We start from the raw sequence: 23,815 nt of genomic DNA, 5'->3' as shown, positions 1-23,815 counted from the left end.
GGCCTGGCGCCGGGGTTTTTCATTGTTCAGCGCCTAAAATCCGCAATTCGCCAGAGTTTTCCACCGGAAGCGCCCCATGGCACGAACGCTCTACGACAAGATCTGGGACGAACACGTCGTCCACACCGAAGACGATGGCACCGCCGTCCTCTACATCGACCGCCACCTGGTGCATGAAGTCACCAGCCCGCAGGCATTCGAGGGCCTGGACCTGGCGCACCGCAAGGTGTGGCGCCTGTCGGCCAACCTGGCGGTCAGCGACCACAACGTGCCGACCACCGACCGCTCGCACGGCATCGCCGACCCGATCTCGAAGCTGCAGGTCGACACGCTGGACGCCAACTGCGACCGCGTCGGCATCACGCAGTTCAAGATGAACGACAAGCGCCAGGGCATCGTCCACGTGATCGGCCCGGAGCAAGGCGCCACGCTGCCGGGCATGACGGTGGTCTGCGGCGATTCGCACACCTCCACGCACGGCGCCTTCGGTGCGCTGGCGCACGGCATCGGCACCAGCGAGGTCGAGCACGTGCTGGCCACGCAGACGCTGCTGGCGCGCAAGGCGAAGAACATGCTGGTGAAGGTCGACGGCGTGCTGTCGCGCGGCTGCAGCGCGAAAGACATCGTGCTGGCCATCATCGGCAAGATCGGCACCGCCGGCGGCACCGGCTACACCATCGAGTTCGCCGGCAGCGCGATCCGTGCACTGAGCATGGAAGGCCGCATGACGGTGTGCAACATGGCGATCGAAGCCGGCGCGCGCGCCGGCCTGGTCGGCGTCGACGACACCACCATCGCCTACGTGAAGGGCCGCCCGTTCACGCCGGCCGGCGTCGAATGGGACCATGCGGTCACCTACTGGCGCACGCTGCACACCGACCCGGGCGCGCACTTCGATGCCGTCGTCGAGCTCGACGCGTCGACCATCCGCCCGCAGGTCACCTGGGGCACCTCGCCCGAGATGGTGCTGGCCATCGACGACCGCGTGCCGGACCCGGACCGCGAGAAGGACAGCGGCAAGCGCGGTGCGATGGAGCGCGCGCTGCAGTACATGGCGCTGGAGCCGAACAAGCCGATCGCCGACATCCTGATCGACAAGGTGTTCATCGGCTCGTGCACCAACTCGCGCATCGAAGACCTGCGCGAAGCGGCCGCCGTCGTGCGCCGCATCGGCGGCAAGCTGGCGTCGAATGTCAAGCTGGCGCTGGTGGTGCCGGGTTCGGGCCTCGTGAAGGAACAGGCCGAACGCGAAGGACTCGACGTGGTGTTCCGCGGCGCCGGCTTCGAATGGCGCGAGCCGGGCTGCTCGATGTGCCTCGCGATGAACGCCGACCGGCTCGAGCCGGGCGAGCGCTGTGCGTCCACGTCGAACCGCAACTTCGAGGGCCGCCAGGGCGCCGGTGGGCGCACCCACCTGGTCAGCCCGGCGATGGCGGCGGCTGCAGCGATGCAGGGCCATTTCGTCGACGTGCGTCGGCTGTCCTGAAGGAGACCCGGACCATGCAAGCCTTTCGCATCCACACCGGGCTGGTCGCTCCGCTCGACCGCGAGAACGTCGACACCGACGCGATCATCCCGAAGCAGTTCCTGAAGTCGATCAAGAAGTCGGGCTTCGGCCCCAACCTGTTCGACGAATGGCGTTACCTGGACCACGGCGAGCCGGGGCAGGACCCGGCCAGCCGCAAGCGCAACCCCGATTTCGTGCTGAACCAGCCGCGCTACCAGGGCGCTTCGGTGCTGGTGACGCGCAAGAACTTCGGCTGCGGCTCGTCGCGCGAGCATGCGCCGTGGGCGCTCGACCAGTACGGCTTCCGCGCCATCATCGCGCCGAGCTATGCCGACATCTTCTTCAACAACTGCTTCAAGAACGGCCTGCTGCCGATCGTGCTGCCCGAGCACGAGGTGAGCCGCCTGTTCGACGAGGTGAACGCGTTTGTCGGCTACAAGCTGACGATCGACCTGGAACGCCAGGTCGTGGAACGGCCGGACGGCGAGGCGATCCCGTTCGATGTCCAGCCCTTCCGAAAATTCTGCCTGCTCAACGGCTTTGACGACATCGGCCTCACGCTGCGCCATGCCGACAAGATCCGCGCGTTCGAAGCAGAGCGTCTGTTGCAGAAGCCCTGGCTGGCCCAGCGCGTCTGATCCAAGAAGGAATGATTCGTGAAGATTGCGATCCTGCCGGGTGACGGCATCGGGGTGGAGATCATGGCCGAGGCCGTCAAGGTGCTCGGCTGCCTCGACCTGCGCTTCGAGACCGAGAGCGCCGAGGTCGGCGGTGCGGCCTATGCGGCCCATGGCCACCCGCTGCCCGAAGCCACGCTCGCGCTGGCCAAGTCGGCCGATGCCGTGCTGTTCGGCGCCGTCGGCGACTGGAAATACGACAAGCTCGAACGCCACCTGCGGCCGGAGCAGGCCATCCTCGGCCTGCGCAAGAACCTGGAGCTGTTCGCCAACTTCCGTCCGGCGATCTGCTACGAAGAGCTGACGCATGCGTCGACGCTGAAGCCCGAGATCGTGGCCGGCCTCGACCTGCTGATCATCCGCGAGCTGACCGGCGACATCTACTTCGGCCAGCCGCGCGGTCGCCGCGCGTCGCCCGATGGCGCGTTCGCCGGCGCCGACGAGGCCTTCGACACGATGCGCTACTCGCGCCCCGAGATCGAGCGCATCGCGCACGTCGCGTTCCAGGCCGCGCGCAAGCGCCGCAAGAAGCTGCTGAGCGTCGACAAGGCCAACGTGCTGGAGACCTTCCAGTTCTGGCGCGACGTCGTCACCGAGGTGCATGCGCAGTACCCCGACGTGGCGCTGGAGCACATGTACGTCGACAACGCCGCGATGCAGCTGGTGAAGGATCCGAAGCGGCTCGACGTGATCGTCACCGGCAACATGTTCGGCGACATCCTCAGCGACGAGGCCGCGATGCTGACCGGCTCGATCGGGATGCTGCCGTCGGCCTCGCTGAACGCGAAGAACCAGGGGCTGTACGAGCCGAGCCACGGCTCGGCGCCCGACATCGCCGGCAAGGGCATCGCGAACCCGCTGGCCACGATCCTGTCGGCCGCGATGATGCTGCGCTTCAGCCTGAACCAGGAAGCGGCGGCGCAGCGCATCGAGGCGGCCGTCAAGGCGGTGCTGGCGAAGGGCCTGCGCACCGCCGACATCCACAGTGAAGGCACCACGAAGGTGGGCACGAAGGAGATGGGCGACGCTGTTGTCGCCCACCTGAAAGCGAACGGCTGATCCGTTCGCTTCTTCTCTCTTTCACGACACGAATTCAACGACAGGAATCAAGATGGCTACGAGATTGGTCGGCCTGGTGGGCTGGCGCGGCATGGTGGGGTCGGTGCTGATCGACCGCATGGCGCAGGAAAACGACTTCGAACTGATCGAGCCGGTGTTCTTCAGCACCAGCAACGCCGGCGGCAAGGCGCCCGCCTACGCGAAGAACGAGACCACGCTGCAGGATGCGAACGACATCGAGGCGCTGAAGCGCTGCGAGATCGTCATCACCTGCCAGGGTGGCGACTACACGAACGAGGTCTACCCGAAGCTGCGCAACACCGGCTGGAACGGCCACTGGATCGATGCGGCGTCGTCGCTGCGCATGAAGGACAACGCGGTCATCGTGCTCGACCCGGTCAACATGCCGGTCATCAAGAACGCGCTGGCCGCCGGCGGGCGCGACTGGATCGGCGGCAACTGCACCGTCAGCTGCATGCTGATGGGCGTCGGCGCGCTCTACAAGGCCGGCCTGGTCGAGTGGATGAGCACGCAGACCTACCAGGCGGCCTCGGGCGGCGGCGCGCAGCACATGCGCGAGCTGCTGACGCAGTTCGGCACGCTGAACGCCGAGGTGCGCTCGCTGCTCGACGATCCGAAGAGCGCCATCCTCGAGATCGACCGCAAGGTCGCCGCGAAGCAGCGCTCACTCTCCGGCGCCGAGACCGCCAACTTCGGTGCCCCGCTGGCCGGCAGCCTGATTCCCTGGATCGACAAGGACCTGGGCAACGGCATGAGCAAGGAAGAGTGGAAGGGCGAGGCCGAGACCAACAAGATCCTCGGCCAGGGCGCGGGCTTCGGCACGCCGCCCGTGCCGGTCGACGGCTTCTGCGTGCGCATCGGCGCGATGCGCTGCCACAGCCAGGCGCTGACGTTCAAGCTCAAGAAAGACGTGCCAATGGCCGACATCGAAGCGTTGATCGCCAACGACAACGCCTGGGTCAAGGTCGTGCCGAACACGCGCGAGGCGACGCTTGCGGACCTGACGCCGGTGTCGGTGACCGGCACGATGACGATTCCGGTCGGGCGTCTGCGCAAGATGGCCATGGGGCCGGAGTACCTCGGCGCCTTCACCATCGGCGACCAGTTGCTGTGGGGTGCGGCCGAACCGCTGCGCCGCATGCTGAGGATCCTGCTCGGGCACTGACGAGCGGCATTGACAAGAAGTTACCAATGAAGACGGGGTGTCCGGTTGCGTTGCCTCACTGCAACAGGACACTCCCGGGATGGCCCGAATCCCGCCTCCGGCGGGAATGTCAGCCATTGCATGAGCTTGTCTTCGTATCTAGTTGATGTTATTGTGTTTTCTACTGCGCCTGGGGTGCGTGCTGGTTCCGTTTGAAAAATCATAAGAACTGTGCCAATCGACGGGGGCCTTTGCACACTGCCCGCCACCTCCACTTGGGAGACGCCTTGAAAAGAAATTCGCTGTTCGCTCGCCGCTTTGCACTGACCGGCGTGGCCATCGCTGCCATGTGCCTGTCTGCCACCAACGCCTGGGCGCTCGGCCTCGGCCGCTTGGCGGTCCAGTCGGCGCTTGGTGAAACCCTGCGCGCGGAAATCGACGTCACCAGCCTGACGCCCGAAGAAGCCTCGAACCTGAACGTGCGCATCGCGCCGCCGGAGTCGTACCGCGCCGCCGGTGTCGACTACAACCAGGTGCTGCCGGCCACGCAGGTCGTGCTGCAGCGCCGCCCCGACGGTCGGGCCTTCCTGAAGGTCACCAGCGATCGCGCGGTGCAGGAGCCCTTCGTCGACGTGATCCTCGAGATCACCTGGTCGACCGGCCGCCTGGTCCGCGAATACACGATGCTGTTCGACCCGCCGTCGACGCGCACGCTGGCCGCCGCACCGCCGGCCACGTCGCCGGCGCTGTCGTCGGCCACTGACGCGCCGTCGGCGGCCGCGCCTGCTTCCGCACCGCGCTCGACCCGTCCGGCACCGGCGCCGCGCCCGGCGGTCACCGCCGATGCACCGCCGGCACCGGCACGCAATACGCCGCGCGTCGCCGCTGCACCGTCCGCCGACACCGGAGCCGAAACCGGCTCGGGCGCCGACGAGTACAAGGTCAAGCAGGGCGACACGCTGTCGCGCATTGCCGGCAACACCAGGCGCCAGGGCGTCTCGCTCGACCAGATGCTGGCGTCGCTGTACCAGGGCAACCCGGACGCGTTCCTGAACAACAACATGAACCGGCTGAAGGCCGGTGCCGTGCTGGCCGTGCCGTCCGCCGAGACCGCGAAGGCCATCACGCCGACCGAAGCGCGCCAGCTGATCCAGGCGCAGAGCGCCGACTTCGGCGCCTACCGCCAGCGCCTGGCGAGCGGCGTGGCACCGTCGAAGGTCGAAGGCGCGTCGCGCCAGACCAGCGGCACCGTGCAGGCCGAGGTCGACGACCGCAAGAAGGCCGCCGCCCCGACGCCCGACAAGCTGACGCTGAGCAAGGGCACCGCGTCGACCCCGGAAGCGAAGGTCGCGAAGGAACGCGAGGCGAAGGAAAACTCGTCGCGCGTCGCCGAACTCTCGAAGAACGTCGAAGAGCTGAAGAAGCTCGGCCAGGCCTCGGCCGGCGCCAAGGCCGGGTCGCCGGCGCAAGCGCCCGCGCCGGCTGCGGTGAACGTGCCGGTGAAGCCGCCGGTCACGCCGCCGCCGCCCCCGCCGGCCCCAGCGCCCGCGCCGGTTCCCGCGCCTGCGCCGGTGCCCGCACCGGTTCCGGCTCCCCCGCCGGCACCGATCCAGGCGCCTGCAGCGGCACCGGCACCCGCGCCGGTGATCGAGACGCCGGCCTCGGCCCCTGCCGAAGCCGCGCCGGTCGCGGCCGCATCGGCGCCCGAAGCGGCCAGCGCACCGGTCGTCGCCGTCGCGCCGCCGAAGCCCGCGCCGGCTCCGGCGCCTGCCCCGGCGCCCGAACCCAGCTTCCTGTCGTCGCTGTTCGATGACAACCTGCCGGCGCTGCTCGGCGGCATCGCCGTGCTGCTGCTCGGCGGTTTCGCGGCCTGGCGCTTCAGCAAGCGCGCGAAGCGCGACAGCGGTGAGACCTCTTTCCTGGAAAGTCGTCTGCAGCCGGATTCTTTCTTCGGGGCCAGCGGCGGACAACGCATCGACACGCGTGACGCCGGCGGAGCTTCGTCGTCGATGAGCTACTCGCTGAGCCAGCTCGATGCCATCGGCGACGTGGATCCAGTGGCCGAGGCCGATGTCTACCTGGCCTATGGCCGCGACTTGCAAGCCGAAGAGATCCTGAAGGAGGCCATGCGCGCGAGCCCCGAGCGCCTGGCGATCCGCACCAAGCTGCTCGAGGTCTATGCGAAGCGCCGCGACACCAAGGGCTTCGAACTGCTCGCGACGCAGCTGTTCGGCCTGACCGGCGGCGAGGGCGAGGACTGGGCCAAGGCCCAGGAGATCGGCCAGCAGATCGATCCGGAAAACCCGATGTACCGCCCGGGTGGCGCGCCATCCACCGGCCAGGGCCAGGCACGGCCGTCGGCCGAGGTGCTGGGCGCCAGCACGATGCCGCAATCGGTGCTGCCGTCGCCTTCGGAATTCGGTGCCAGCGGTTCGCACGGCAGTGGGTTCGACACCACCGGCGGCGGCATGGACCTCGACCTCGACCTGGCGCTGCCGAGCGGCTCGGCCGTGTCGGCGCCGCACCTGCCGGAAGAGACCCAGCCGCTGCCGACCGGCGAGGTCGGCCACGCGCTGGACGACATGAGCTTCGACCTGCCGCTGGATCCGCCGCCCCCGCCGCCGCGCGCCGCGCCGGCCCCGGCGCGCAGCGCGCCCGCCAGCGCGCCGATGGATTTCGACCTGTCCAGCATCTCGCTGGATCTTGGCGATTCGACGATCCCCGCGCCGGCCGCTTCGCGTGCCGCAGCTGCCGCACCGGCCTCGAAGAACGAGTTCGGTGACATCGACCTGGGCGACGCCCCGGACGACGGCTCCGACCCGATCGCGCGCAAGCTCGAACTGGCTGAGGAATTCCGCCAGATCGGCGACATGGAAGGTGCCCGCGATCTGCTGCAGGAAGTGATCGCCAAGGCGAGCGGCGCGACCAAGACGCGCGCCCAGGCCATGCTCAGCGACCTGGGGTGAACGAGCCGAAGCTGGCCCTCGGTATCAGCTACCAGGGCCAGGCCTACCGCGGCTGGCAGAGCCAGCCGGGTGGGCAGACGATCCAGGACCATCTCGAACGGGCGTTGTCGCAATTCGCGGCCACGCCCGTTCGCACGATGTGCGCCGGTCGCACCGATGCCGGCGTGCATGCGCTGAACCAGGTGGTGCACCTGCACGCACCGGTGCCGCGCGAGACCGAATCGTGGATGCGCGGCACCAACCGCTTCCTGCCGTCCGACATCGCGGTGCAGTGGTGCCGGCCGGTGCCCGATGACTTCCATGCCCGCAACAGCGCGCACGGCCGCCGCTACGCCTACCTGCTGCTCGAGTCGCGCGTGCGCGCGGCGATCGGCGCCGGCGCGGCCGGCTGGGTGTTCCGCCCGCTCGACGGCGATGCAATGCGCGAGGCCGCCGCGGTGCTGATCGGCGAGCATGATTTCAGCGCCTTCCGCGCCGCCGAATGCCAGTCGCCGACGCCGGTGAAGACGCTGCGCGAGGTCCGCATCCGGCGCTTCGGCGCGTACTGGCGTTTCGATTTCGACGGCAACGCCTTCCTGCACCACATGGTGCGCAACATCATGGGCTGCCTGGTGGCGGTCGGCGCCGGGCAGCGTGCGCCGGGCTGGATGGCCGAGGTGCTGGCCTCGCGCTCGCGCAGCGCCGCGGCGCCGACCTTCTCCCCGGACGGGCTGTACTTCACCGGGCCGTACTACGATGCGCGCTTCGAGATCCCGAGCCACACGCCGCCGATGGACTGGCTCCCTGGTGGCACCGAGCTGAACCGATGAGCGTTCGCACCCGAATCAAGATCTGCGGCCTGACGCGCGAGGCGGATGTCGACGCTGCCGTCGAGTCCGGCGCCGATGCGGTCGGCTTCGTGCTGTACGAGCGCAGCCCGCGGCACGTCAGCGTCGAGCGCGCGGCCGAACTGGCGCGCCGGCTGCCGCCCTTCGTCACGCCGGTGACGCTGTTCGTCAACGCGGCACCGGCGCTGATCGCGAGCGCGGTCGCCGCGATCCCGAATCTGCTGGCGCAGTTCCACGGCGACGAGACGCCGGCCGATTGCGCCGCGGCCGGCCGCCCGTTCCTGCGGGCCGCACGCATGGCGGGGGATTTCGATTTGCTAGACTTCGCGGCTCAGTTCCCGCTCGCCCAGGGGCTGTTGCTCGATGCCCATGTCGACGGGTATGGCGGAGGCGGAAAGGTCTTTGATTGGTCACTCATTCCTCGAAACGTGCGCTCTCCAGTCGTTTTGTCTGGTGGGTTGCATGCCGGAAATGTGATCGAAGGAATTCTTCGGGTGCGGCCCTGGGCCGTTGACGTGAGTTCCGGCGTAGAGAGTGCCAAGGGCATCAAGGATGCCGAGGCGATCCGCCGTTTCTGCTGCGCGGTGCGCGAAGCCGATGCACTGGCATCCACCACCGCAGCCAGCACCCCCACCTGAAGCGAGTCAATCCATGTCGAAATACCAGCAGCCCGATGCCAGCGGGCATTTCGGGCCCTATGGCGGCACCTTCGTCGCCGAGACCCTGATCCACGCGCTCGATGAACTGAAAGCGGCCTACGCCGAGGCGCAGCGCGACCCGGCCTTCCTGGCCGAGTACCAGCGCGAACTGAAGCACTTCGTCGGCCGGCCGAGCCCGGTCTACCACGCGGCGCGCATGAGCCGCGAACTGGGCGGCGCGCAGATCTACCTGAAGCGCGAGGACCTCAACCACACCGGCGCGCACAAGATCAACAACACCATCGGGCAGGCGCTGCTGGCCCGCCGCATGGGCAAGCCGCGCGTGATCGCCGAGACCGGTGCCGGCCAGCACGGTGTGGCCACCGCCACCATCTGTGCGCGTTACGGCATGGAGTGCGTCGTCTACATGGGCAGCGAAGACGTCAAGCGCCAGTCGCCCAACGTCTACCGCATGAAGCTGCTCGGCGCGAGCGTGGTGCCGGTCGAGAGCGGCTCGAAGACGCTGAAAGACGCGCTGAACGAGGCACTGCGCGACTGGGTCACGAACGTCGAGAACACCTTCTACATCATCGGCACGGTGGCCGGCCCGCACCCGTACCCGGCGATGGTGCGCGACTTCCAGCGCGTGATCGGCGACGAATGCCTGCTGCAGATGCCCGAGCTCGCCGGCCGCCAGCCCGATGCGGTGATCGCGAGCGTGGGTGGCGGCAGCAACGCGATGGGCATCTTCTATCCCTACATCGAGCATGCCGGCACGCGGCTGATCGGCGTCGAGGCGGCCGGGCAGGGGCTCGACTCCGGCAAGCATGCCGCGAGCCTCAGCGCCGGCTCGCCCGGCGTGCTGCACGGCAACCGCACCTACCTGCTGCAGGACGAGAACGGCCAGATCATCGAGACGCACTCGATCTCCGCCGGCCTCGACTACCCCGGCGTCGGCCCGGAGCATGCGTACCTGAAGGACACCGGTCGTGCCGAGTACGTCGGCATCACCGACGACGAGGCGCTGAAGGCCTTCCACTACCTGTGCCGCACCGAGGGCATCATCCCGGCGCTGGAGTCCTCGCATGCGGTCGCGCATGCGATGAAGCTCGCGCCGACGATGCGCCCCGACCAGCACCTGCTGGTCAACCTGTCCGGCCGTGGCGACAAGGACATCGGCACCGTCGCCGACCTGTCGGGCCAGAAGGTCTATGCGCAACCGTCCGAAGCGGGCCAGACCGTCAAGGGGGCCGCATGAGCCGCATCGCCAACCGTTTCGCCGCACTGAAGAAGGAAGGCCGCAAGGCGCTGATCCCGTACATCACCGCCGGCGACCCGTACCCGGATGCGACGGTCGAGCTGATGCTCGCGATGGCCGATGCCGGCGCCGACGTGATCGAGCTCGGCGTGCCGTTCTCCGACCCGATGGCCGACGGCCCCGTGATCCAGAAGGCCGCCGAGCGCGCGCTGGCGAAGAAGATCGGCATGGTGCAGGTGCTCGACTACGTGCGCGGCTTCCGGGCCCGCAACACGACGACGCCGCTGGTGCTGATGGGCTACGCGAACCCGGTGGAGCGCTACGACCAGCGCCATGCCGCGGACGCCGGTGAGAGCGCCTTCGTGCGCGATGCCGCCGAGGCCGGCGTCGACGGCGTGCTGGTCGTCGACTACCCGCCCGAGGAATGCGAGGCCTTCGCCGCCCGGCTGAAGGCGAAGCAGCTCGACCCGATCTTCCTGCTCGCGCCCACGTCCACCGAGCAGCGCATGAAAGACGTCGGCCGCATCGCGAGCGGCTATGTCTACTACGTGTCGCTGAAGGGCGTGACCGGCGCCGGCCACCTCGACACCGACGCGGTGGCCCGGATGGTGCCGCGGATCCAGGCCCATGTGCAGGTGCCGGTGGGTGTAGGCTTCGGCATCCGCGACGCCGAGACCGCCATCGCGGTCGCCAGGGTGTCGGATGCGGTGGTCATCGGCTCCCGCATCGTGCAATTGCTCGACACCCAGACGCGCGACAATGTCGTCCCCGCGGCCGCGGCGTTCATCGCCGAGATCCGCGCCGCCCTCGATACCCTGAAAGGAGCTCCCGCATGAGTTGGCTCGAGAAACTGCTTCCGCCGAAGATGCAGCAGACGGACCCGAGCGAGCGCCGCACGGTGCCCGAAGGCCTGTGGATCAAGTGCCCGTCGTGCGACACCGTGCTCTACAAGAGCGACCTCGAGCAGAACATCAACGTCTGCCCGAAGTGCGGCCACCACCACCGCATCCGCGCCCGCGCGCGGCTCGATGCCTTCCTCGACGGCGAAGGCCGCTACGAGATCGGCCAGGAGGTGCTGCCGGTCGACGCGCTGAAGTTCAAGGACAGCAAGCGCTACCCCGAACGGCTGAAGGAATCGCTCGAGAGCACCGGCGAGACCGATGCGCTGATCGTGATGGGCGGCGCGGTGCTCAGCATCCCGCTGGTGGCGGCCTGCTTCGAGTTCGACTTCATGGGCGGCTCGATGGGCTCGGTGGTCGGCGAGCGCTTCGTGCGCGGCGTCGAGGCGGCGGTCGAGCAGAAGGTGCCGTTCGTCAGCTTCGCGGCCACTGGCGGCGCGCGCATGCAGGAGGGCCTGCTGAGCCTGATGCAGATGGCCAAGACCAATGCCGCGCTGACGCTGCTGGCGAAGGCGAAGCTGCCGTACATCAGCGTGCTGACCGATCCGACGATGGGCGGTGTCTCGGCGAGCTTCGCGTTCGTCGGCGACATCGTGCTGGCCGAGCCGAAGGCGCTGATCGGCTTTGCCGGCCCGCGCGTGATCGAGAACACCGTGCGCGAGAAGCTGCCCGAGGGCTTCCAGCGCGCCGAGTTCCTGGTCAAGACCGGTGCCATCGACGGCATCGTCGACCGGCGCGAACTGCGCACGACGATCGCCCGCTCGCTGGCGATGCTGCAGCGCCAGAGCGCCGACGCGGTGGCCTGACACCGAACCTCGCTGCCCCACTGAAAGGCGGCCTCGGCCGCCTTTCCTTCTTCTGACACCACCATGGCCACACCGACCACCCTCGCCGACTGGCTCGCCCACTGCGAGCAGTTGCACTCCAAGGACATCGACATGGGCCTCGAGCGCAGCCTGCTGATCAAGCAGCGGCTGGGCATCGATTTCCAGGTGCCGGTGATCACGGTGGCCGGCACCAACGGCAAGGGGTCCACCTGCGCGATGCTGGAATCGATCGGGCTGCAGGCCGGCTACCGCGTCGGGCTCTACATCAAGCCGCACTTCGTGCACTTCGAGGAGCGTTGCCGCGTGAACGGCCGCAGCGTCGACGCGGCCGAGCTGATCCCGCACTTCCAGGCCGTCGAGGACGCGCGCGCCGGCATGCCGCTGACCTACTTCGAGTTCACGACGATGGCGATCCTGCGGCTGCTCGCGAGCGCGCCGCTCGACATGGTGATCCTCGAGGTCGGCCTCGGCGGCCGGCTCGACACCGTCAACGCGATCGACACCGACTGCGCGGTCATCACCAGCATCGACATCGACCACACCGCCTACCTCGGCACCGACCGCGAGTCGATCGGCCGCGAGAAGGCCGGCATCATGCGCACCGGCAAGCCGGTGGTGGTCGGCGACCCGATGGTGCCGGCCAGCATCGTCGCGCGTGCCGCCGAGATCGGTGCCGACCTGCGGCTGCTCGGCCGCGACTTCAACTACGCCGGCGACCAGCAGCAATGGGGCTGGGGCGGGCGCGACAAGCGCTTCAACGGACTCGCCTACCCGGCGCTGCGCGGCGCGAACCAGCTGCTGAACGCGTCGGCCGCGCTGGCCGCGTTCGAGGCGCTGCGCGACCGGCTGCCGATCACCGCGCAGGCGGTGCGCAACGGCTTCGCGTCGGTCGAGCTGACCGGACGCTTCCAGATCGTGCCCGGCCAGCCGACGCTGGTGCTCGACGTCGCGCACAACCCGCATGCGGTCGGCGCGCTGGCCGAGAACCTCGACCAGATGGGTTTCTTCCCGCGCACGCACGTGGTGTTCGGCGCGATGGCCGACAAGGACCTCGAAGCGATCATCCGCCGCATGGCGCCGCTGGTCGACACGTGGCATTTCACCGACCTGCCGATCGCGCGGGCGGCCACCGCGGCCGATCTGCAGCAACTGCACGAACGCCTTGCGCTGAAGGGCCCGGGCCCGGTCACCACATTCCGTCACACGAACCCCGACGAGGCCCTGCGCGCGACGATAGTGACCGCAGACCCGGCTGATAGAATCGTCGTCTTCGGCTCGTTCTTCACCGTGGGCGGCGTGCTGAAGGACGGCATCCCCCGTCTCTCTGCCAAGCACCTGAGCTGATCGCTCTCTGCTCACCTGGAATCAGCTCTTCATGGGTCTGCTGTCCTTCCTGAAGCGCAACACGGGCAATGCGGCCAATGGCATGCCCAACAGCGCGCCCAACAACGTGTCCGACCGCGCTGCCAAGGCCTCGTCCAAGGCGAAGGCGCCCCCGGTGGCCGAATCTCCCGACACCGTCGCACAGGCCCGCACGCGCGCGCGCCAGCGGCTCGTCGGCGCGGCCGTGCTGGTGATCGCCGGCGTGATCGGCTTCCCGCTGTTGTTCGAAACCCAGCCGCGGCCGTTGCCGGTCGACACGCCGGTGGAGCTGCGGCGCGACACCTCGGCCGCGCCCGCGCCGGCGCCTGCATCGACCGGTGTCAGGGCCGCCGCCGCGAAGCCGGCGCCGCTGCCGCCGAGCGTGATCACCGAGAACGTCGCCGATGCGGGCCGCGAGCTGCCGGCCTCGGCACCGGCTGCGGTGGCACCGCCGCCGGTCGTGGCCGCGGTCACCCCGAAGCCGACGCCGGCACCCGCGCCTGCGCCTGCGCCGGTCGAGCGCAAGCCGACCGACAAGCCCGCCGCCAAGCCCAACGACAGCGCCCGCGTGCAGGCCCTGCTCGACGGCAAGCCCGCGACGCCCGAGGCCGCCGGCCGCTTCGTCGTGCAGGTCGGTGCATTCGCCGAGCTGACGGCCGCTCGCGATGCCCGTCACAAGGTCGAGAAGCTCGGGCTGAAGACCTACACCCAGGTGGTCGAGACCTCGGCCGGCAACCGCATCCGCGTGCGGGTCGGCCCGTTCGCGTCGCGCGACGAGGCCGACAAGGCGGCTGCGAAGATCAAGACCGCCGGCCTGCCGTCGGCCATCCTGACGCTGTGACGGCGCCGATGGGCTGGGTCGATGCAATTTTTCTCGGCATCCTGGGCCTTTCCGTCCTGGTGGGCCTCGTGCGCGGCCTGGTGTTCGAGCTGCTGTCGCTGGTCGGCTGGTTCGCGGCCTGGTTCGCTGCCCAATGGTTGACGCCGATGGTCGCACCGCACATTCCGGTCGGCCGCATCGGCTCCGGCATCAACCAGGCGGCCGCGTTCGCGCTCACCTTCGTCGCGGCGCTGATCGTCTGGGGCATCCTGGCGCGGCTGCTGCGCTTCCTGATCCACGTGACGCCGCTGAGCCTCATCGACCGCCTGCTCGGCGGCTTCTTCGGACTGCTGCGCGGCGTGGTCGTGCTGCTGGCTGTCGGCATGGTGGTGGGCATGACACCGCTGGTGACATCGCCGGCCTGGCGCGCATCGGCCGGCGCGCCGTGGCTCAATGCAGCCCTGGCGGGCTTGAAGCCTCTGCTTCCGCCTCAACTCTCTTCCCACCTGCCCGCATGACGCGGACCGGTTGAACAACGCAAGGACTCTCCCATGTGCGGCATCGTTGGCGTGATCTCGAAGACGCCGGTCAACCAGATGATCTACGACGCGCTGCTGCTGCTGCAGCACCGCGGCCAGGACGCCGCCGGCATCGTCACGATGCAGGGCACCAAGTGCTTCATGCACAAGGCGCGCGGCATGGTGCGCGACGTGTTCCGCACCCGCAACATGCGCGGGCTGCCGGGCACCGTCGGCCTGGGCCAGGTGCGCTACCCGACCGCCGGCAACGCCTACAACGAGGAAGAGGCGCAGCCTTTCTACGTCAACGCGCCGTTCGGCATCGTGCTGGTGCACAACGGCAACCTGACCAACGCGCATTCGCTGAAGCAGGAGCTGTTCGACGTCGATCGCCGCCACATCAACACCGAGAGCGACACCGAGGTGCTGATCAACGTCCTCGCGCACGAACTCGAAATGGCCGCCCGCAACCTGCCGTTGACCACCGACGAGATCTTCAAGGCGGTCGGCGCGGTGCACAAGCGCATCAAGGGCTCGTACGCGGTGGTCGCGCTGATCGCCGGCTACGGCCTGCTGGCCTTCCGCGACCCGTACGGCATCCGCCCGCTGTGCTTCGGCGAAGTGATGACGCCCGACGGCCCGGACGTGATGGTGGCCAGCGAATCGGTGGCGCTCGAAGGCACCGGCCGCAAGCTGATCCGCGACGTGGCGCCGGGCGAGGCGATCTTCGTCGACCTGGCCGGCAAGATCCACACGCAGCAGTGCGCCGAGAACCCGACGCTGAACCCCTGCATGTTCGAGTTCGTGTACCTGGCGCGGCCCGATTCGGTGATGGACGGCGTGTCGGTCTACCAGGCGCGCCTCAACATGGGGGAGACGCTGGCGCAGCGCCTGATCTCGACGATGCCGCCGAACGAGATCGACGTGGTGATCCCGATCCCCGAATCGAGCCGCCCTTCGGCGATGCAGCTCGCGCAGAAGATCGGCAAGCCGTACCGCGAAGGCTTCGTGAAGAACCGCTACGTCGGCCGCACCTTCATCATGCCGGGGCAGGGCGTGCGCAAGAAATCGGTGCGCCAGAAGCTCAACGCGATCGCGGTGGAATTCAAGGGCCGCAACGTGCTGCTGGTCGACGACTCCATCGTGCGCGGCACCACGTCGAAGGAGATCGTGCAGATGGCGCGCGACGCCGGTGCGCGCAAGGTCTACATGGCGTCGGCCGCGCCGCCGGTGCGCTTCCCGAATGTGTACGGCATCGACATGCCGACCAGCGAAGAGCTGATCGCGCACAACCGCAGCATCGAGGAGATCCGCCAGTTCATCGGCGCCGACGCGCTGATCTACCAGGACGTGGCCGCGATGAAGAAGGTCGTCGGCGCGCTGAACCCGACGCTGAACGGCTTCGAGGCCTCGTGCTTCGACGGCTACTACGTGACCGGCGACGTGACGGCCGCCGATTTCGACGCGATCGCCACGCAGCGGAAGTCCCAGGGCGGCGACGAGGAGGAAAACGCCGACCGCTCGCGCCTCGCACTGCAGAGCGCAACGACGGAGCGCGGCTGATGGCCGGCGCGCCGGCGAAGCGAGGCATTCCGCGCGTCGAGCTGCCGGCCGACGTGCGGCGCGACACGCTGGCCGTGCGCGAAGGCCTGCCGCCGAGCGCGTGGGGCGAGAATTCCGAGGCGCTGTTCCTGACCAGCAGCTTCGTGCAGCCCGACGCGGCGAGTGCCGCCGCGCGTTTCGCGAACGAGGAAGACGCCTTCATCTACTCGCGCTTCAGCAACCCGACGGTGACCATGTTCGAGCGCCGCCTGGCGGCGCTCGAAGGCGCGCAGGCCTGCATCGGCACGGCCAGCGGCATGAGCGCGATCCTGCTGCTCGGCATGGCGCTGCTGAAGGCCGGCGACCATGTGATCTGCTCGCGCAGCGTGTTCGGCTCGACCATCATGTTGTTCGGCCGCGAGTTCGCGAAGTTCGGCGTCGAGACCACGTTCGTGTCGCAGACCGATCCCGACGACTGGCGGCGGGCGGTGAAGCCGAACACGAAGCTGCTGTTCGCCGAATCGCCGACCAACCCGCTGACCGAGGTCTGCGACATCCGTGCGCTGGCGCAGATCGCGCACGATGCCGGCGCGCTGCTGGCGGTCGACAACTGCTTCTGCTCGCCGGCGCTGCAGAGGCCGATCGAGTACGGGGCCGACCTGGTCGTGCATTCGGGCACCAAGTACCTCGACGGGCAGGGGCGCGTGATCGCCGGTGCGGTCTGCGGACCGGAGTCGTTGATCAACGACAGGTTCGTTCCGGTGATGCGCAGCGCGGGGATGTCGCTGTCGCCGTTCAACGCCTGGGTGGTGCTGAAGGGCCTGGAGACGCTGTCGATCCGGATGCAGGCGCAGGGCGATCGCGCACTTGAACTGGCAGGCTGGCTCGAGCAGCAGCCGCAGGTGGCGCGGGTGTTCTACCCCGGCCTGCGTTCGCACCCGCAGCACGACCTGGCGATGGCGCAGCAATCGGGCTCGGGCGGCGCTGTGGTGTCGTTCACCGTGAAGAGCACCGACGCCACGAGCGCGCGCAAGAACGCCTTCCACGTGATCGACCAGACGCAGGTCTGCTCGATCACCGCCAACCTGGGCGACACCAAGACCACGATCACGCACCCGGCCAGCACCTCGCACGGCCGCCTGACCGAAGACCAGCGCCAGGCCGCCGGCATCACGCAGGGCCTGGTCCGCGTGGCCGTCGGCCTGGACGACGTGCAAGACCTGAAGGCCGACCTGCTGCGTGGCTTGGCCGGCCTCGATTTCCTTTGATCCCGACACCATGACCCGACCGATCCGCACCCGCATCGCCCCGTCGCCCACCGGCTTCCTGCACCTGGGCACGGCCCGCACCGCGCTGTACTCGTGGGCCTTCGCGCGCCACTTCGGCGGCGAGTTCGTGCTGCGCATCGAAGACACCGACGTCGCCCGCTCGACGCAGGATTCGGTCGACCAGATCATCGCGTCGATGCGCTGGCTCGGGCTCGACTACAACGAGGGCCCGATCTACCAGATGCAGCGGCTCGAGCGCTACCGCGCGGTGGTCGACCAGATGCTCGCCGAAGGCAGCGCCTACCGCTGCTACACGACGCCCGGGGAACTCGACGTGATGCGCGAGGAACAACGTGCGCGCGGCGAGAAGACGCACTACGACGGCCGCTGGCGCCCCGCGCCGGGCAAGACGCTGCCGGCGCTGCCGGCCGGCGTGGAACCGGTGATCCGCTTTGCCAATCCGCACGACGGCATCGTCACCTGGGACGACCTGGTCAAGGGCCCGATCAGCATCGCGAACAAGGAGATCGACGACCTGATCATCATGCGGGCCGACGGCGTGCCGACCTACAACTTCGCGGTGGTCGTCGACGACTGGGACATGGCGATCAGCCACGTGTTCCGCGGCGACGAGCATGTGAACAACACGCCGTGGCAGATCAACATCTTCAATGCGCTGAAGGCGCCGCTGCCGCTGTTCGGCCACGTGCCGGTGATCCTCGGCGACGACGGGCAGAAGCTGTCGAAGCGGCGCGGCGCGGTCAGCGTGACGGCGTACGAGGAGAACGGTTTCCTGCCGGAGGCGATGCTGAACTACCTGGCGCGCCTGGGCTGGAGCCATGGCGACGAAGAGCTGTTCACGCGCGAGCAGCTGGTGTCGTGGTTCGACGGCACCCACCTGTCGAAGAGCCCGGCGCAGTGGGATGCGGCGAAGCTCGCATGGGTCAACGCGCACTACCTGAAGACCATCGACGAGCGCCGCCTGGCCGCGCTGGTGGTGGGGCAGTTCGCGCGCCGCGGCATCAGCGTGTCGGACGACGAGGTGGCCGCGCGCTGCGGCCTGTTCAAGGACCGTTGCTCGACGACGGTGGAACTGGCCGACTGGCTGCAGATGTATTTCGCCGACGTGGCACCGAGCGCCGAAGACCTGGCGGCCCACGTGACCGATGCGGTCAGGCCGGCGCTCGCGACGCTGCGCGACAAGCTCGCTGCGCTGAGCGAGTGGAGCAAGCCCGCGATCGCGGTCGCGATCAAGGAGACGCTTGCGGCGCATGGCCTCAAGATGCCGCAGCTGGCGCATGCGGTTCGCGTGCTGGTGTGCGGGCGTGCGCAGACGCCGTCGGTCGATGCGGTGCTCGAGCTGTTCGCGCGCGAAAAAATTCTGGAGCGTCTCCAGAAGGCCTGAAAAATCTGCCTATAATCGTGGTCTTCGCTAGTGAGAACAGCGCAGCGTCTGAAGGTGGCTCGAAAGAGCGGCCGACAGGGAACCCAAGGGGGTATAGCTCAGCTGGGAGAGCGCTTGCATGGCATGCAAGAGGTCAGCGGTTCGATCCCGCTTACCTCCACCAAGACTTCGAGTCGGGGTGCGCTGTTCGAAGTGGTGAAGATGTGAAGAGTTTCTGTCCCCTTCGTCTAGAGGCCTAGGACACCACCCTTTCACGGTGATTACAGGGGTTCGAATCCCCTAGGGGACGCCAAGTTTGGCGGGGCTTGCGCAGAGAGTCGACGGCTGAAAGGCTGCGAATCGAAACGGAAACCCGCTGCGGTAAGAAGAAATTGGAGTGGTAGTTCAGTTGGTTAGAATACCGGCCTGTCACGCCGGGGGTCGCGGGTTCGAGCCCCGTCCACTCCGCCAACAAAAAGCCCTTGCAGCTCACTGAGTTGCAAGGGCTTTTCCGCTTCTGAGCGCTGCCTGAAGCTTGTGCTGCGGGTTCGCTCGAATTCCAAATCACGGACCACTGCTCGATGCGTTGCAGCACGCGACGCGACGCGCCGCGGGGAGCACGATCCGGCCGCTGCCGGATCCTCCATCGTCACTGCGCCAGTGCGGCAATCTCTGCTGCACTCAGCGCGCCAGCATGCACGCGGAAGTCCTGGATGCGGCCGTCGAACGACGGATGCGACCAGTTGCGTCCCAGGAAGGTCACCTGGTCGCCGACCTGGCGCGGCGACAGCAGGATGTCGTCGGATTTCGCCACTTCGGTGCCGTCGACGTAGAGCCGCCCGGTGTTGCCCTGCAGCGTGACCGCCACATGGACCCAGCGGCGAATCGGCATGAACCAGGGGGCTTCCACCACCTGCGCATCATTGTGTGTTGCGCCGTAGATCCCGAAACGCAGCCCCTTGCCCGCCTGGGGGGCAATGAACATGCAGGAGAACGCATCCTGCCCCGCGAAGAACAGGCAGCTGTCCCAGTGCAGCGAGTTGGCGTAGGCCCACAGGGACACGCTGAAGTCGTCCAGGTCGCTGAACAGTCCTGCCGGCAGTTGCAGGCCCGCCTTCTTGCCGTCGAACACGAGGGCCTTGTCGTTGCGGCGACCCTCGCCCCAGGCGGCACCGTCCAGCAGCTTGCCCTCCACCGAGGCCGAGGTGCCGGCGGCGGTGAACAGCGTGCCGGCGGTCCCGGTGTTGTTCACGCCGTTCAGCGGCATCGACAAGCGGGGCTCGCCCGAAACGGCGATGCGGGCCACGTTGGAGCCCTCGCTCGGGGCACCGACGCCTTGGGCGGTGACCTGGTAGAACCAGACGCCCTTGGGCGGTGTATCGCTGTAGGTGAGCAGCTCGCTCGCCGGCACCGTGCGCAGGAGGCTGAAGGGGCCGTCGGCCCCGGGGCCTCGCTTGACCGCATACGAGGTTGCGCCGAGGCTGCCCCACCACGACAGCACGACGCGGTCGCCGCGCAGGTGGGCGGTGAGGCCCGACGCCGGCTTCATCGTCTCGGAATAGCCCGGACGGCGATGGATCAGCGTCGGCCACCAGACGTCGTCGCTGCTGCCGCCGTACTTCGGCTCGCACTGCAAGGCCATGCGCGTGACGTTGGGTGCGGCCAGTCCCATGCGGTTGACGTAGTGGTTGTAGATGGGCTCCCAGGCGTTGCGGCCGTGCTGGAACGACTGGTTCACCTCGGTCCACAGGGAGGTGTGGGGCTGCGACGGATTGTGTTCGCGCGCATACGGCAGCGGGTAGGGCTTGCCGTTCTCGTCCAGCAGGTTGGAGCGCGCCACGTACTCCGCCGCTGCCAGGAAGCGGTTGTTGTACATCCCGTAGAGATCGTCGCCCTGGTTCCAGGCCATCTCCAGCAGGTCGCCGCCGAGCGACATGCCCAGCGTCGAATGGCCCTGGTCGCGGCCGCTCTCCTCCCACTGCCCGAAGTGGCCCGGATGCATGAAGTAGACGCCATGCATGATCGAGCCATTGCCGAAATTCCTGAGCTTGCCGCGGTTGTTGCCCGCGTAGCAATCGCAGGCCAGCCGGTACAGGTCGGGCTGGTCGCAGAACACGCCGATGGCCATGGCGCCGGCCAGCGAGGCCAGGTCCCAGTTGGCATGGGACCCGATGCGCCCGTCGCTGAGGAACGACGACGAGACCGGGGCGAAGACCTTAAGCAGCATCTCCTGGAAGCGCTTCAGGCTCGCCGGCGCCCAGCCGGGGTAGGTGCGCAGGATCTCGCCGATCTGCGCCAGCTGGTGGCCCTGGATGCCGGCCAGGATGATGAAGGTGTGGTCGTCATGGGCTGTGGATCCGGGAGGAACCGTCCCGACCTCCTTCAACGTGTTCGCCCACGCGTCGAGGAACTCCACGGCCTTGTCGGCATAGCGGTTGTCCTGCGGGTCGGAGAGCTTCCAGCGCAGCACCAGGGTCCAGGCGCGCCAGATGTCGCCATACAGTGCGTACTTGCTGCTGTCAGCCCGGTAGACCGCCGGCAGCGGAGTGGGCTTGGCGTCCAAGGCGGCGTTGCGCTCGGCGCACAGCTTGTTCCACCAACCAGTCCACGGCTCCTGGCCTGCCTTGATGAGCGCGCGAATGCGGCTGGCGTCGTCTTCGGTGACCAGCAGTCCCGGGTGGCGGAAGGTGCCGCTCTCCGAGGCCGGAGCCCGCAGGCCGGCAGCGCGGGCATCTGCGGAGGCGTCATCGTCGTCGTCACGGCAGCCCGGCAGCAGCGGCAGTGCGGGGAGCATGGGAAGCAGGCCCAGCCCCATGGACAGCCTGCGGCGCATGACATCCGGCCGGGCGGGGTGCGAAGCGTTGAACTGAACTTTGCTGTTGGACACGCAGGTCTCCTCGTTGAGAGGCGAGCGTAGAAGAGGGCAGGTCCGGAAATCCTTATCGATTGATGACGATGCAAATGGTTACCCGCCTCCTCACCAGAAGCGTTGCGTCAAGTCGACATGCTGCGCGGTCATGCCCATCGACATCGGCAGGAAGCGGAGGTCAGTGCAGCCTGAAGCTCGCGGGCAGCCGCAGAATGTTTGCATTCGTAGTTCATCCTTCGGGACTGAGATTGACCATGAGCACCGCGACCCTGCATTACATCCACGACCCGCTGTGCGGCTGGTGCTACGGCGCCGCGCCGCTGGTCCGTGTGGCGCGCGACACGCTTCGCGTGCAGGCGCACGGCGGCGGCATGATGGCGGGCGCTGCACGCCGCGCCGTCACGCCCGAGTTGCGCCAGTTCGTGATGGCCCACGATCGCCGCATAGCGCAGGCCACGGGTCAGCCCTTCGGGCAGGCCTACTTCGAAGGCCTGCTGCGTGACACTGGCGCGGTGCTGGATTCGGCGCCGCCCATCACCGCGATCTTGGCCGCCGATGAACTGGCGGGTGCCGGGCTGGACATGCTGGCGCGCCTGCAGAAGGCGCACTACGTCGAGGGCCGTCGCATCGCCGAGCGCGCTGTGCTCGAGGAACTGGCCGCAGAGCTCGGGCTGGACGCCGAAGCCTTCGGCAGCGCGTACCAGCGACTCGATGGCGCAGCCACGGCGGCTCACATCGAACGGAGCCGGGCGCTGCTGGCGCGCGTGGGGGGCCAGGGCTTCCCGACCGTCGCGTTGGAGCGCGAAGGCCGCTTCACGATCGTGGACGTCGGCCCCTACCTTGGCCAACCGGACGCCTGGCGCAGCTGGCTGGCGCAGCAGACAGGTGGTGCCACTGCGGCGGCGAAGGACGACGCGCCACCGGTCTGCGGCCTCGACGGCTGTGCGCCCTGAATCCGGCTGGTGGCATGAACCACGCCCTTCTTTGCCAAGTGCTGGTTCACCTGCGGGCCGGGCAATGGACCGAGGCGCACAACCTCGTTCAGCAGGACGACTCGCCCTTGGCTGCCTGGCTGCACGGCATCTTGCACATTCAAGAGGGCGACCTGGAAGATGCCGAGTATTGGTATGGCAAGGCCGGCCGGAATTTCCGCAGCCGCGGGACGCTGGCCGAAGAACTGGAAGGCTTCGAGGCCGCGTTGCCGTTCACGCCCTGACTCTCTTCACCCCCCACCTGGACCTCTGCCTACAGCCCCGCGACGGGACTGCAGGCGGAACACCGTGCTGACACAGACCGAGGGCCCGGGCTTCGAACGAGATCGTGCTGCCAGAGCGGTCCCGAGAAGCTCGGCGAGCGAGGCAGGCTGAACCTGGGCATCGAGGCGTCAGCAGCAGGACGGGGAGGGCGCCGCCGTCAGGGGAACGTTGAGAGGCTTGCCGCGAGGCGTGCGGGTCGCACAGCAGGCGGCTGAGCTGGGCTCCATCGTCGGCGACTTCTCGCTGAACACGGGGATGTTGCCCAGCGTCCGGAACTGCTCCCAGGCGATGCCTTGCGGGTCGGTCAGCCAATACTTGTCGCTGCGCGCGTAGCAGCAACTCGTTTCGCCCACGTCCAGCAGCGTCATGTCGGCCGCCTCGGCGCTCGCCTTCAACGCTGCGAGTTCCTCGTCGGTGTCGGCCTGGATGCCGAGGTGGTCGACCCCGGGTGTGCCGCCCCGCGTGGAGATCGCGAAGTTGATGCGGGGATCCTCGATCATCCACTTCGCGTAGTCGCTCTCGACACGGGTGGGCTCCGCGGAGAACATCTTCGAATAGAAGGCAATGCTGGCCTGCAGATCCTGCACGTGGGCATGGACGTGGAATCGCTTCATGTCGGTCTCCTGTGGGTGAGTCAGCATCCGCACCTGGCGGACTCGGGTTGCACTGCGCAGGATTCGCCTGCGCAGCAGTTTTCGGTGAGAAAGCCGATGACGCCGTTCATCTGGTCATAGGCGGCCCGGTAGACGAGATGGCGGCTGACGCGCTCCTGCGTTACCAGGCCGGCGCTCATCAGTTCCTTGAGGTGGAAGGACAAGGTCGTGGGCACGGTTCCGAGCCCTTCGCTCATCACGCCCGGCGTCATTCCACTCGGGCCGGCAACGACCAAGGCCCTGAAGACCTGGAGTCGCAAGGGGTGGGCAAGCGCAGCGAGCGCCCGAATCACGTCGTCCTGTTCCATGTGTTGACTGTA

21 protein-coding genes and 3 tRNA genes are annotated in these 23,815 nt (G+C 68.1%); 21 read left to right on the top strand and 3 right to left on the bottom strand.

Annotated elements, in window-relative coordinates; all coding sequences use genetic code 11:
• Window positions 1–76: 76 nt before the first annotated feature.
• From leuC to ASC98_RS13610, 19 genes are all read left to right on the top strand, one after another.
• On the top strand, window positions 77–1,486 hold the full coding sequence (leuC, locus tag ASC98_RS13700; protein ID WP_056811785.1) for a 3-isopropylmalate dehydratase large subunit: 1,410 nt from the start codon (window positions 77–79) through the stop codon (window positions 1,484–1,486).
• A gap of 14 nt (window positions 1,487–1,500) precedes the next feature.
• Window positions 1,501–2,145: a 3-isopropylmalate dehydratase small subunit gene (gene leuD, locus ASC98_RS13695; RefSeq protein ID WP_056811782.1), complete on the top strand. Its 645-nt coding sequence runs from the start codon at window positions 1,501–1,503 to the stop codon at window positions 2,143–2,145.
• An 18-nt stretch (window positions 2,146–2,163) separates the two neighbouring features.
• Window positions 2,164–3,243, top strand: coding sequence for a 3-isopropylmalate dehydrogenase (leuB, locus tag ASC98_RS13690; protein WP_056811779.1), 1,080 nt, complete (start codon window positions 2,164–2,166; stop codon window positions 3,241–3,243).
• Window positions 3,244–3,295: 52 nt separating this feature from the next.
• Entirely contained in the window at window positions 3,296–4,429 is a 1,134-nt protein-coding gene (gene asd, locus ASC98_RS13685; RefSeq protein ID WP_056811776.1) for an aspartate-semialdehyde dehydrogenase, read from the top strand.
• Between the two features lie 266 nt (window positions 4,430–4,695).
• The gene (locus ASC98_RS13680) at window positions 4,696–7,374 is read left to right on the top strand and encodes a FimV/HubP family polar landmark protein (RefSeq protein WP_235581261.1); all 2,679 of its coding nucleotides are present in this window, start codon (window positions 4,696–4,698) and stop codon (window positions 7,372–7,374) included.
• A complete protein-coding gene (gene truA / locus ASC98_RS13675; RefSeq protein WP_056811771.1) occupies window positions 7,371–8,183 on the top strand; it encodes a tRNA pseudouridine(38-40) synthase TruA in 813 nt (270 codons plus the stop codon). Before ASC98_RS13680 ends, truA begins: the two co-directional genes overlap by 4 nt.
• Window positions 8,180–8,839 carry a phosphoribosylanthranilate isomerase gene (locus ASC98_RS13670; protein ID WP_056811768.1) on the top strand — a complete coding sequence of 220 codons (660 nt, stop codon included), beginning with the start codon at window positions 8,180–8,182 and terminating at the stop codon, window positions 8,837–8,839. Before truA ends, ASC98_RS13670 begins: the two co-directional genes overlap by 4 nt.
• A gap of 13 nt (window positions 8,840–8,852) precedes the next feature.
• Window positions 8,853–10,097: a tryptophan synthase subunit beta gene (gene trpB, locus ASC98_RS13665; protein WP_056811766.1), complete on the top strand. Its 1,245-nt coding sequence runs from the start codon at window positions 8,853–8,855 to the stop codon at window positions 10,095–10,097.
• Entirely contained in the window at window positions 10,094–10,933 is an 840-nt protein-coding gene (trpA, locus tag ASC98_RS13660) for a tryptophan synthase subunit alpha (protein ID WP_056811763.1), read from the top strand. The genes trpB and trpA overlap by 4 nt, the downstream gene beginning before the upstream one ends.
• Complete coding sequence (accD, locus tag ASC98_RS13655; RefSeq protein ID WP_056811761.1) at window positions 10,930–11,802, top strand: acetyl-CoA carboxylase, carboxyltransferase subunit beta; 873 nt, start codon at window positions 10,930–10,932, stop codon at window positions 11,800–11,802. The genes trpA and accD overlap by 4 nt, the downstream gene beginning before the upstream one ends.
• 63 nt (window positions 11,803–11,865) lie before the next feature.
• Entirely contained in the window at window positions 11,866–13,167 is a 1,302-nt protein-coding gene (gene folC, locus ASC98_RS13650) for a bifunctional tetrahydrofolate synthase/dihydrofolate synthase (protein ID WP_056811758.1), read from the top strand.
• A 31-nt stretch (window positions 13,168–13,198) separates the two neighbouring features.
• A complete protein-coding gene (locus tag ASC98_RS13645; protein ID WP_235581260.1) occupies window positions 13,199–14,026 on the top strand; it encodes an SPOR domain-containing protein in 828 nt (275 codons plus the stop codon).
• Window positions 14,023–14,523 carry a CvpA family protein gene (locus ASC98_RS13640; RefSeq protein ID WP_235581259.1) on the top strand — a complete coding sequence of 167 codons (501 nt, stop codon included), beginning with the start codon at window positions 14,023–14,025 and terminating at the stop codon, window positions 14,521–14,523. The genes ASC98_RS13645 and ASC98_RS13640 overlap by 4 nt, the downstream gene beginning before the upstream one ends.
• 33 nt (window positions 14,524–14,556) lie before the next feature.
• Window positions 14,557–16,086, top strand: coding sequence for an amidophosphoribosyltransferase (purF, locus tag ASC98_RS13635; protein WP_056811754.1), 1,530 nt, complete (start codon window positions 14,557–14,559; stop codon window positions 16,084–16,086).
• Window positions 16,086–17,333, top strand: coding sequence for an O-succinylhomoserine sulfhydrylase (locus tag ASC98_RS13630; protein ID WP_056811751.1), 1,248 nt, complete (start codon window positions 16,086–16,088; stop codon window positions 17,331–17,333). Before purF ends, ASC98_RS13630 begins: the two co-directional genes overlap by 1 nt.
• A 10-nt stretch (window positions 17,334–17,343) precedes the next feature.
• Complete coding sequence (gene gltX / locus ASC98_RS13625) at window positions 17,344–18,738, top strand: glutamate--tRNA ligase (RefSeq protein WP_056811748.1); 1,395 nt, start codon at window positions 17,344–17,346, stop codon at window positions 18,736–18,738.
• A gap of 87 nt (window positions 18,739–18,825) precedes the next feature.
• Window positions 18,826–18,901: transfer RNA gene (locus ASC98_RS13620), tRNA-Ala, on the top strand.
• A gap of 53 nt (window positions 18,902–18,954) precedes the next feature.
• Window positions 18,955–19,030, top strand: a tRNA-Glu gene (locus ASC98_RS13615).
• An 81-nt stretch (window positions 19,031–19,111) separates the two neighbouring features.
• Window positions 19,112–19,188 (top strand) — tRNA-Asp (locus ASC98_RS13610).
• 178 nt (window positions 19,189–19,366) lie between these two features.
• Here the strand turns inward: ASC98_RS13610 and ASC98_RS13605 are convergent.
• Window positions 19,367–21,511, bottom strand: coding sequence for a LamG-like jellyroll fold domain-containing protein (locus ASC98_RS13605; RefSeq protein WP_235581258.1), 2,145 nt, complete (start codon window positions 21,509–21,511; stop codon window positions 19,367–19,369).
• A gap of 329 nt (window positions 21,512–21,840) precedes the next feature.
• Between ASC98_RS13605 and ASC98_RS13600 the strand changes: the two genes are divergently transcribed.
• Both ASC98_RS13600 and ASC98_RS13595 read left to right on the top strand, forming a co-directional pair.
• Window positions 21,841–22,539 carry a DsbA family protein gene (locus tag ASC98_RS13600; RefSeq protein ID WP_056811691.1) on the top strand — a complete coding sequence of 233 codons (699 nt, stop codon included), beginning with the start codon at window positions 21,841–21,843 and terminating at the stop codon, window positions 22,537–22,539.
• 14 nt (window positions 22,540–22,553) lie between these two features.
• Complete coding sequence (locus ASC98_RS13595) at window positions 22,554–22,802, top strand: hypothetical protein (RefSeq protein WP_056811688.1); 249 nt, start codon at window positions 22,554–22,556, stop codon at window positions 22,800–22,802.
• Window positions 22,803–22,970: 168 nt separating this feature from the next.
• Here ASC98_RS13595 and ASC98_RS13590 read toward each other — a convergent pair whose 3' ends face one another.
• Both ASC98_RS13590 and ASC98_RS13585 read right to left on the bottom strand, forming a co-directional pair.
• Window positions 22,971–23,456 (bottom strand): ArsI/CadI family heavy metal resistance metalloenzyme, encoded by a 486-nt coding sequence (locus tag ASC98_RS13590; protein WP_056812148.1) that lies wholly within the window; start codon window positions 23,454–23,456, stop codon window positions 22,971–22,973.
• Between the two features lie 20 nt (window positions 23,457–23,476).
• A complete protein-coding gene (locus tag ASC98_RS13585; protein ID WP_056811686.1) occupies window positions 23,477–23,803 on the bottom strand; it encodes a helix-turn-helix transcriptional regulator in 327 nt (108 codons plus the stop codon).
• Window positions 23,804–23,815: the final 12 nt, after the last annotated feature.

The sequence above is a fragment of the Rhizobacter sp. Root1238 genome (assembly GCF_001425825.1).
Lineage (GTDB): Bacteria > Pseudomonadota > Gammaproteobacteria > Burkholderiales > Burkholderiaceae_C > Rhizobacter.
Note: the sequence above shows the minus strand (reverse complement) of the source record. Positions and strands in the feature narration are given on the sequence as shown.

Excerpts from the sequence above, each read along its gene's own strand:
- leuC (WP_056811785.1), top strand. The coding sequence starts at position 77 with ATGGCACGAACGCTCTACGACAAGATCTGGGACGAACACGTCGTCCAC.
- leuD (WP_056811782.1), top strand. The coding sequence starts at position 1,501 with ATGCAAGCCTTTCGCATCCACACCGGGCTGGTCGCTCCGCTCGACCGC.
- asd (WP_056811776.1), top strand. The coding sequence starts at position 3,296 with ATGGCTACGAGATTGGTCGGCCTGGTGGGCTGGCGCGGCATGGTGGGG.
- ASC98_RS13670 (WP_056811768.1), top strand. The coding sequence starts at position 8,180 with ATGAGCGTTCGCACCCGAATCAAGATCTGCGGCCTGACGCGCGAGGCG.
- trpB (WP_056811766.1), top strand. The coding sequence starts at position 8,853 with ATGTCGAAATACCAGCAGCCCGATGCCAGCGGGCATTTCGGGCCCTAT.
- trpA (WP_056811763.1), top strand. The coding sequence starts at position 10,094 with ATGAGCCGCATCGCCAACCGTTTCGCCGCACTGAAGAAGGAAGGCCGC.
- accD (WP_056811761.1), top strand. The coding sequence starts at position 10,930 with ATGAGTTGGCTCGAGAAACTGCTTCCGCCGAAGATGCAGCAGACGGAC.
- folC (WP_056811758.1), top strand. The coding sequence starts at position 11,866 with ATGGCCACACCGACCACCCTCGCCGACTGGCTCGCCCACTGCGAGCAG.
- ASC98_RS13645 (WP_235581260.1), top strand. The coding sequence starts at position 13,199 with ATGGGTCTGCTGTCCTTCCTGAAGCGCAACACGGGCAATGCGGCCAAT.
- purF (WP_056811754.1), top strand. The coding sequence starts at position 14,557 with ATGTGCGGCATCGTTGGCGTGATCTCGAAGACGCCGGTCAACCAGATG.
- ASC98_RS13630 (WP_056811751.1), top strand. The coding sequence starts at position 16,086 with ATGGCCGGCGCGCCGGCGAAGCGAGGCATTCCGCGCGTCGAGCTGCCG.
- gltX (WP_056811748.1), top strand. The coding sequence starts at position 17,344 with ATGACCCGACCGATCCGCACCCGCATCGCCCCGTCGCCCACCGGCTTC.
- ASC98_RS13605 (WP_235581258.1), bottom strand. The coding sequence starts at position 21,511 with ATGCTCCCCGCACTGCCGCTGCTGCCGGGCTGCCGTGACGACGACGAT.
- ASC98_RS13600 (WP_056811691.1), top strand. The coding sequence starts at position 21,841 with ATGAGCACCGCGACCCTGCATTACATCCACGACCCGCTGTGCGGCTGG.
- ASC98_RS13595 (WP_056811688.1), top strand. The coding sequence starts at position 22,554 with ATGAACCACGCCCTTCTTTGCCAAGTGCTGGTTCACCTGCGGGCCGGG.
- ASC98_RS13590 (WP_056812148.1), bottom strand. The coding sequence starts at position 23,456 with ATGAAGCGATTCCACGTCCATGCCCACGTGCAGGATCTGCAGGCCAGC.
- ASC98_RS13585 (WP_056811686.1), bottom strand. The coding sequence starts at position 23,803 with ATGGAACAGGACGACGTGATTCGGGCGCTCGCTGCGCTTGCCCACCCC.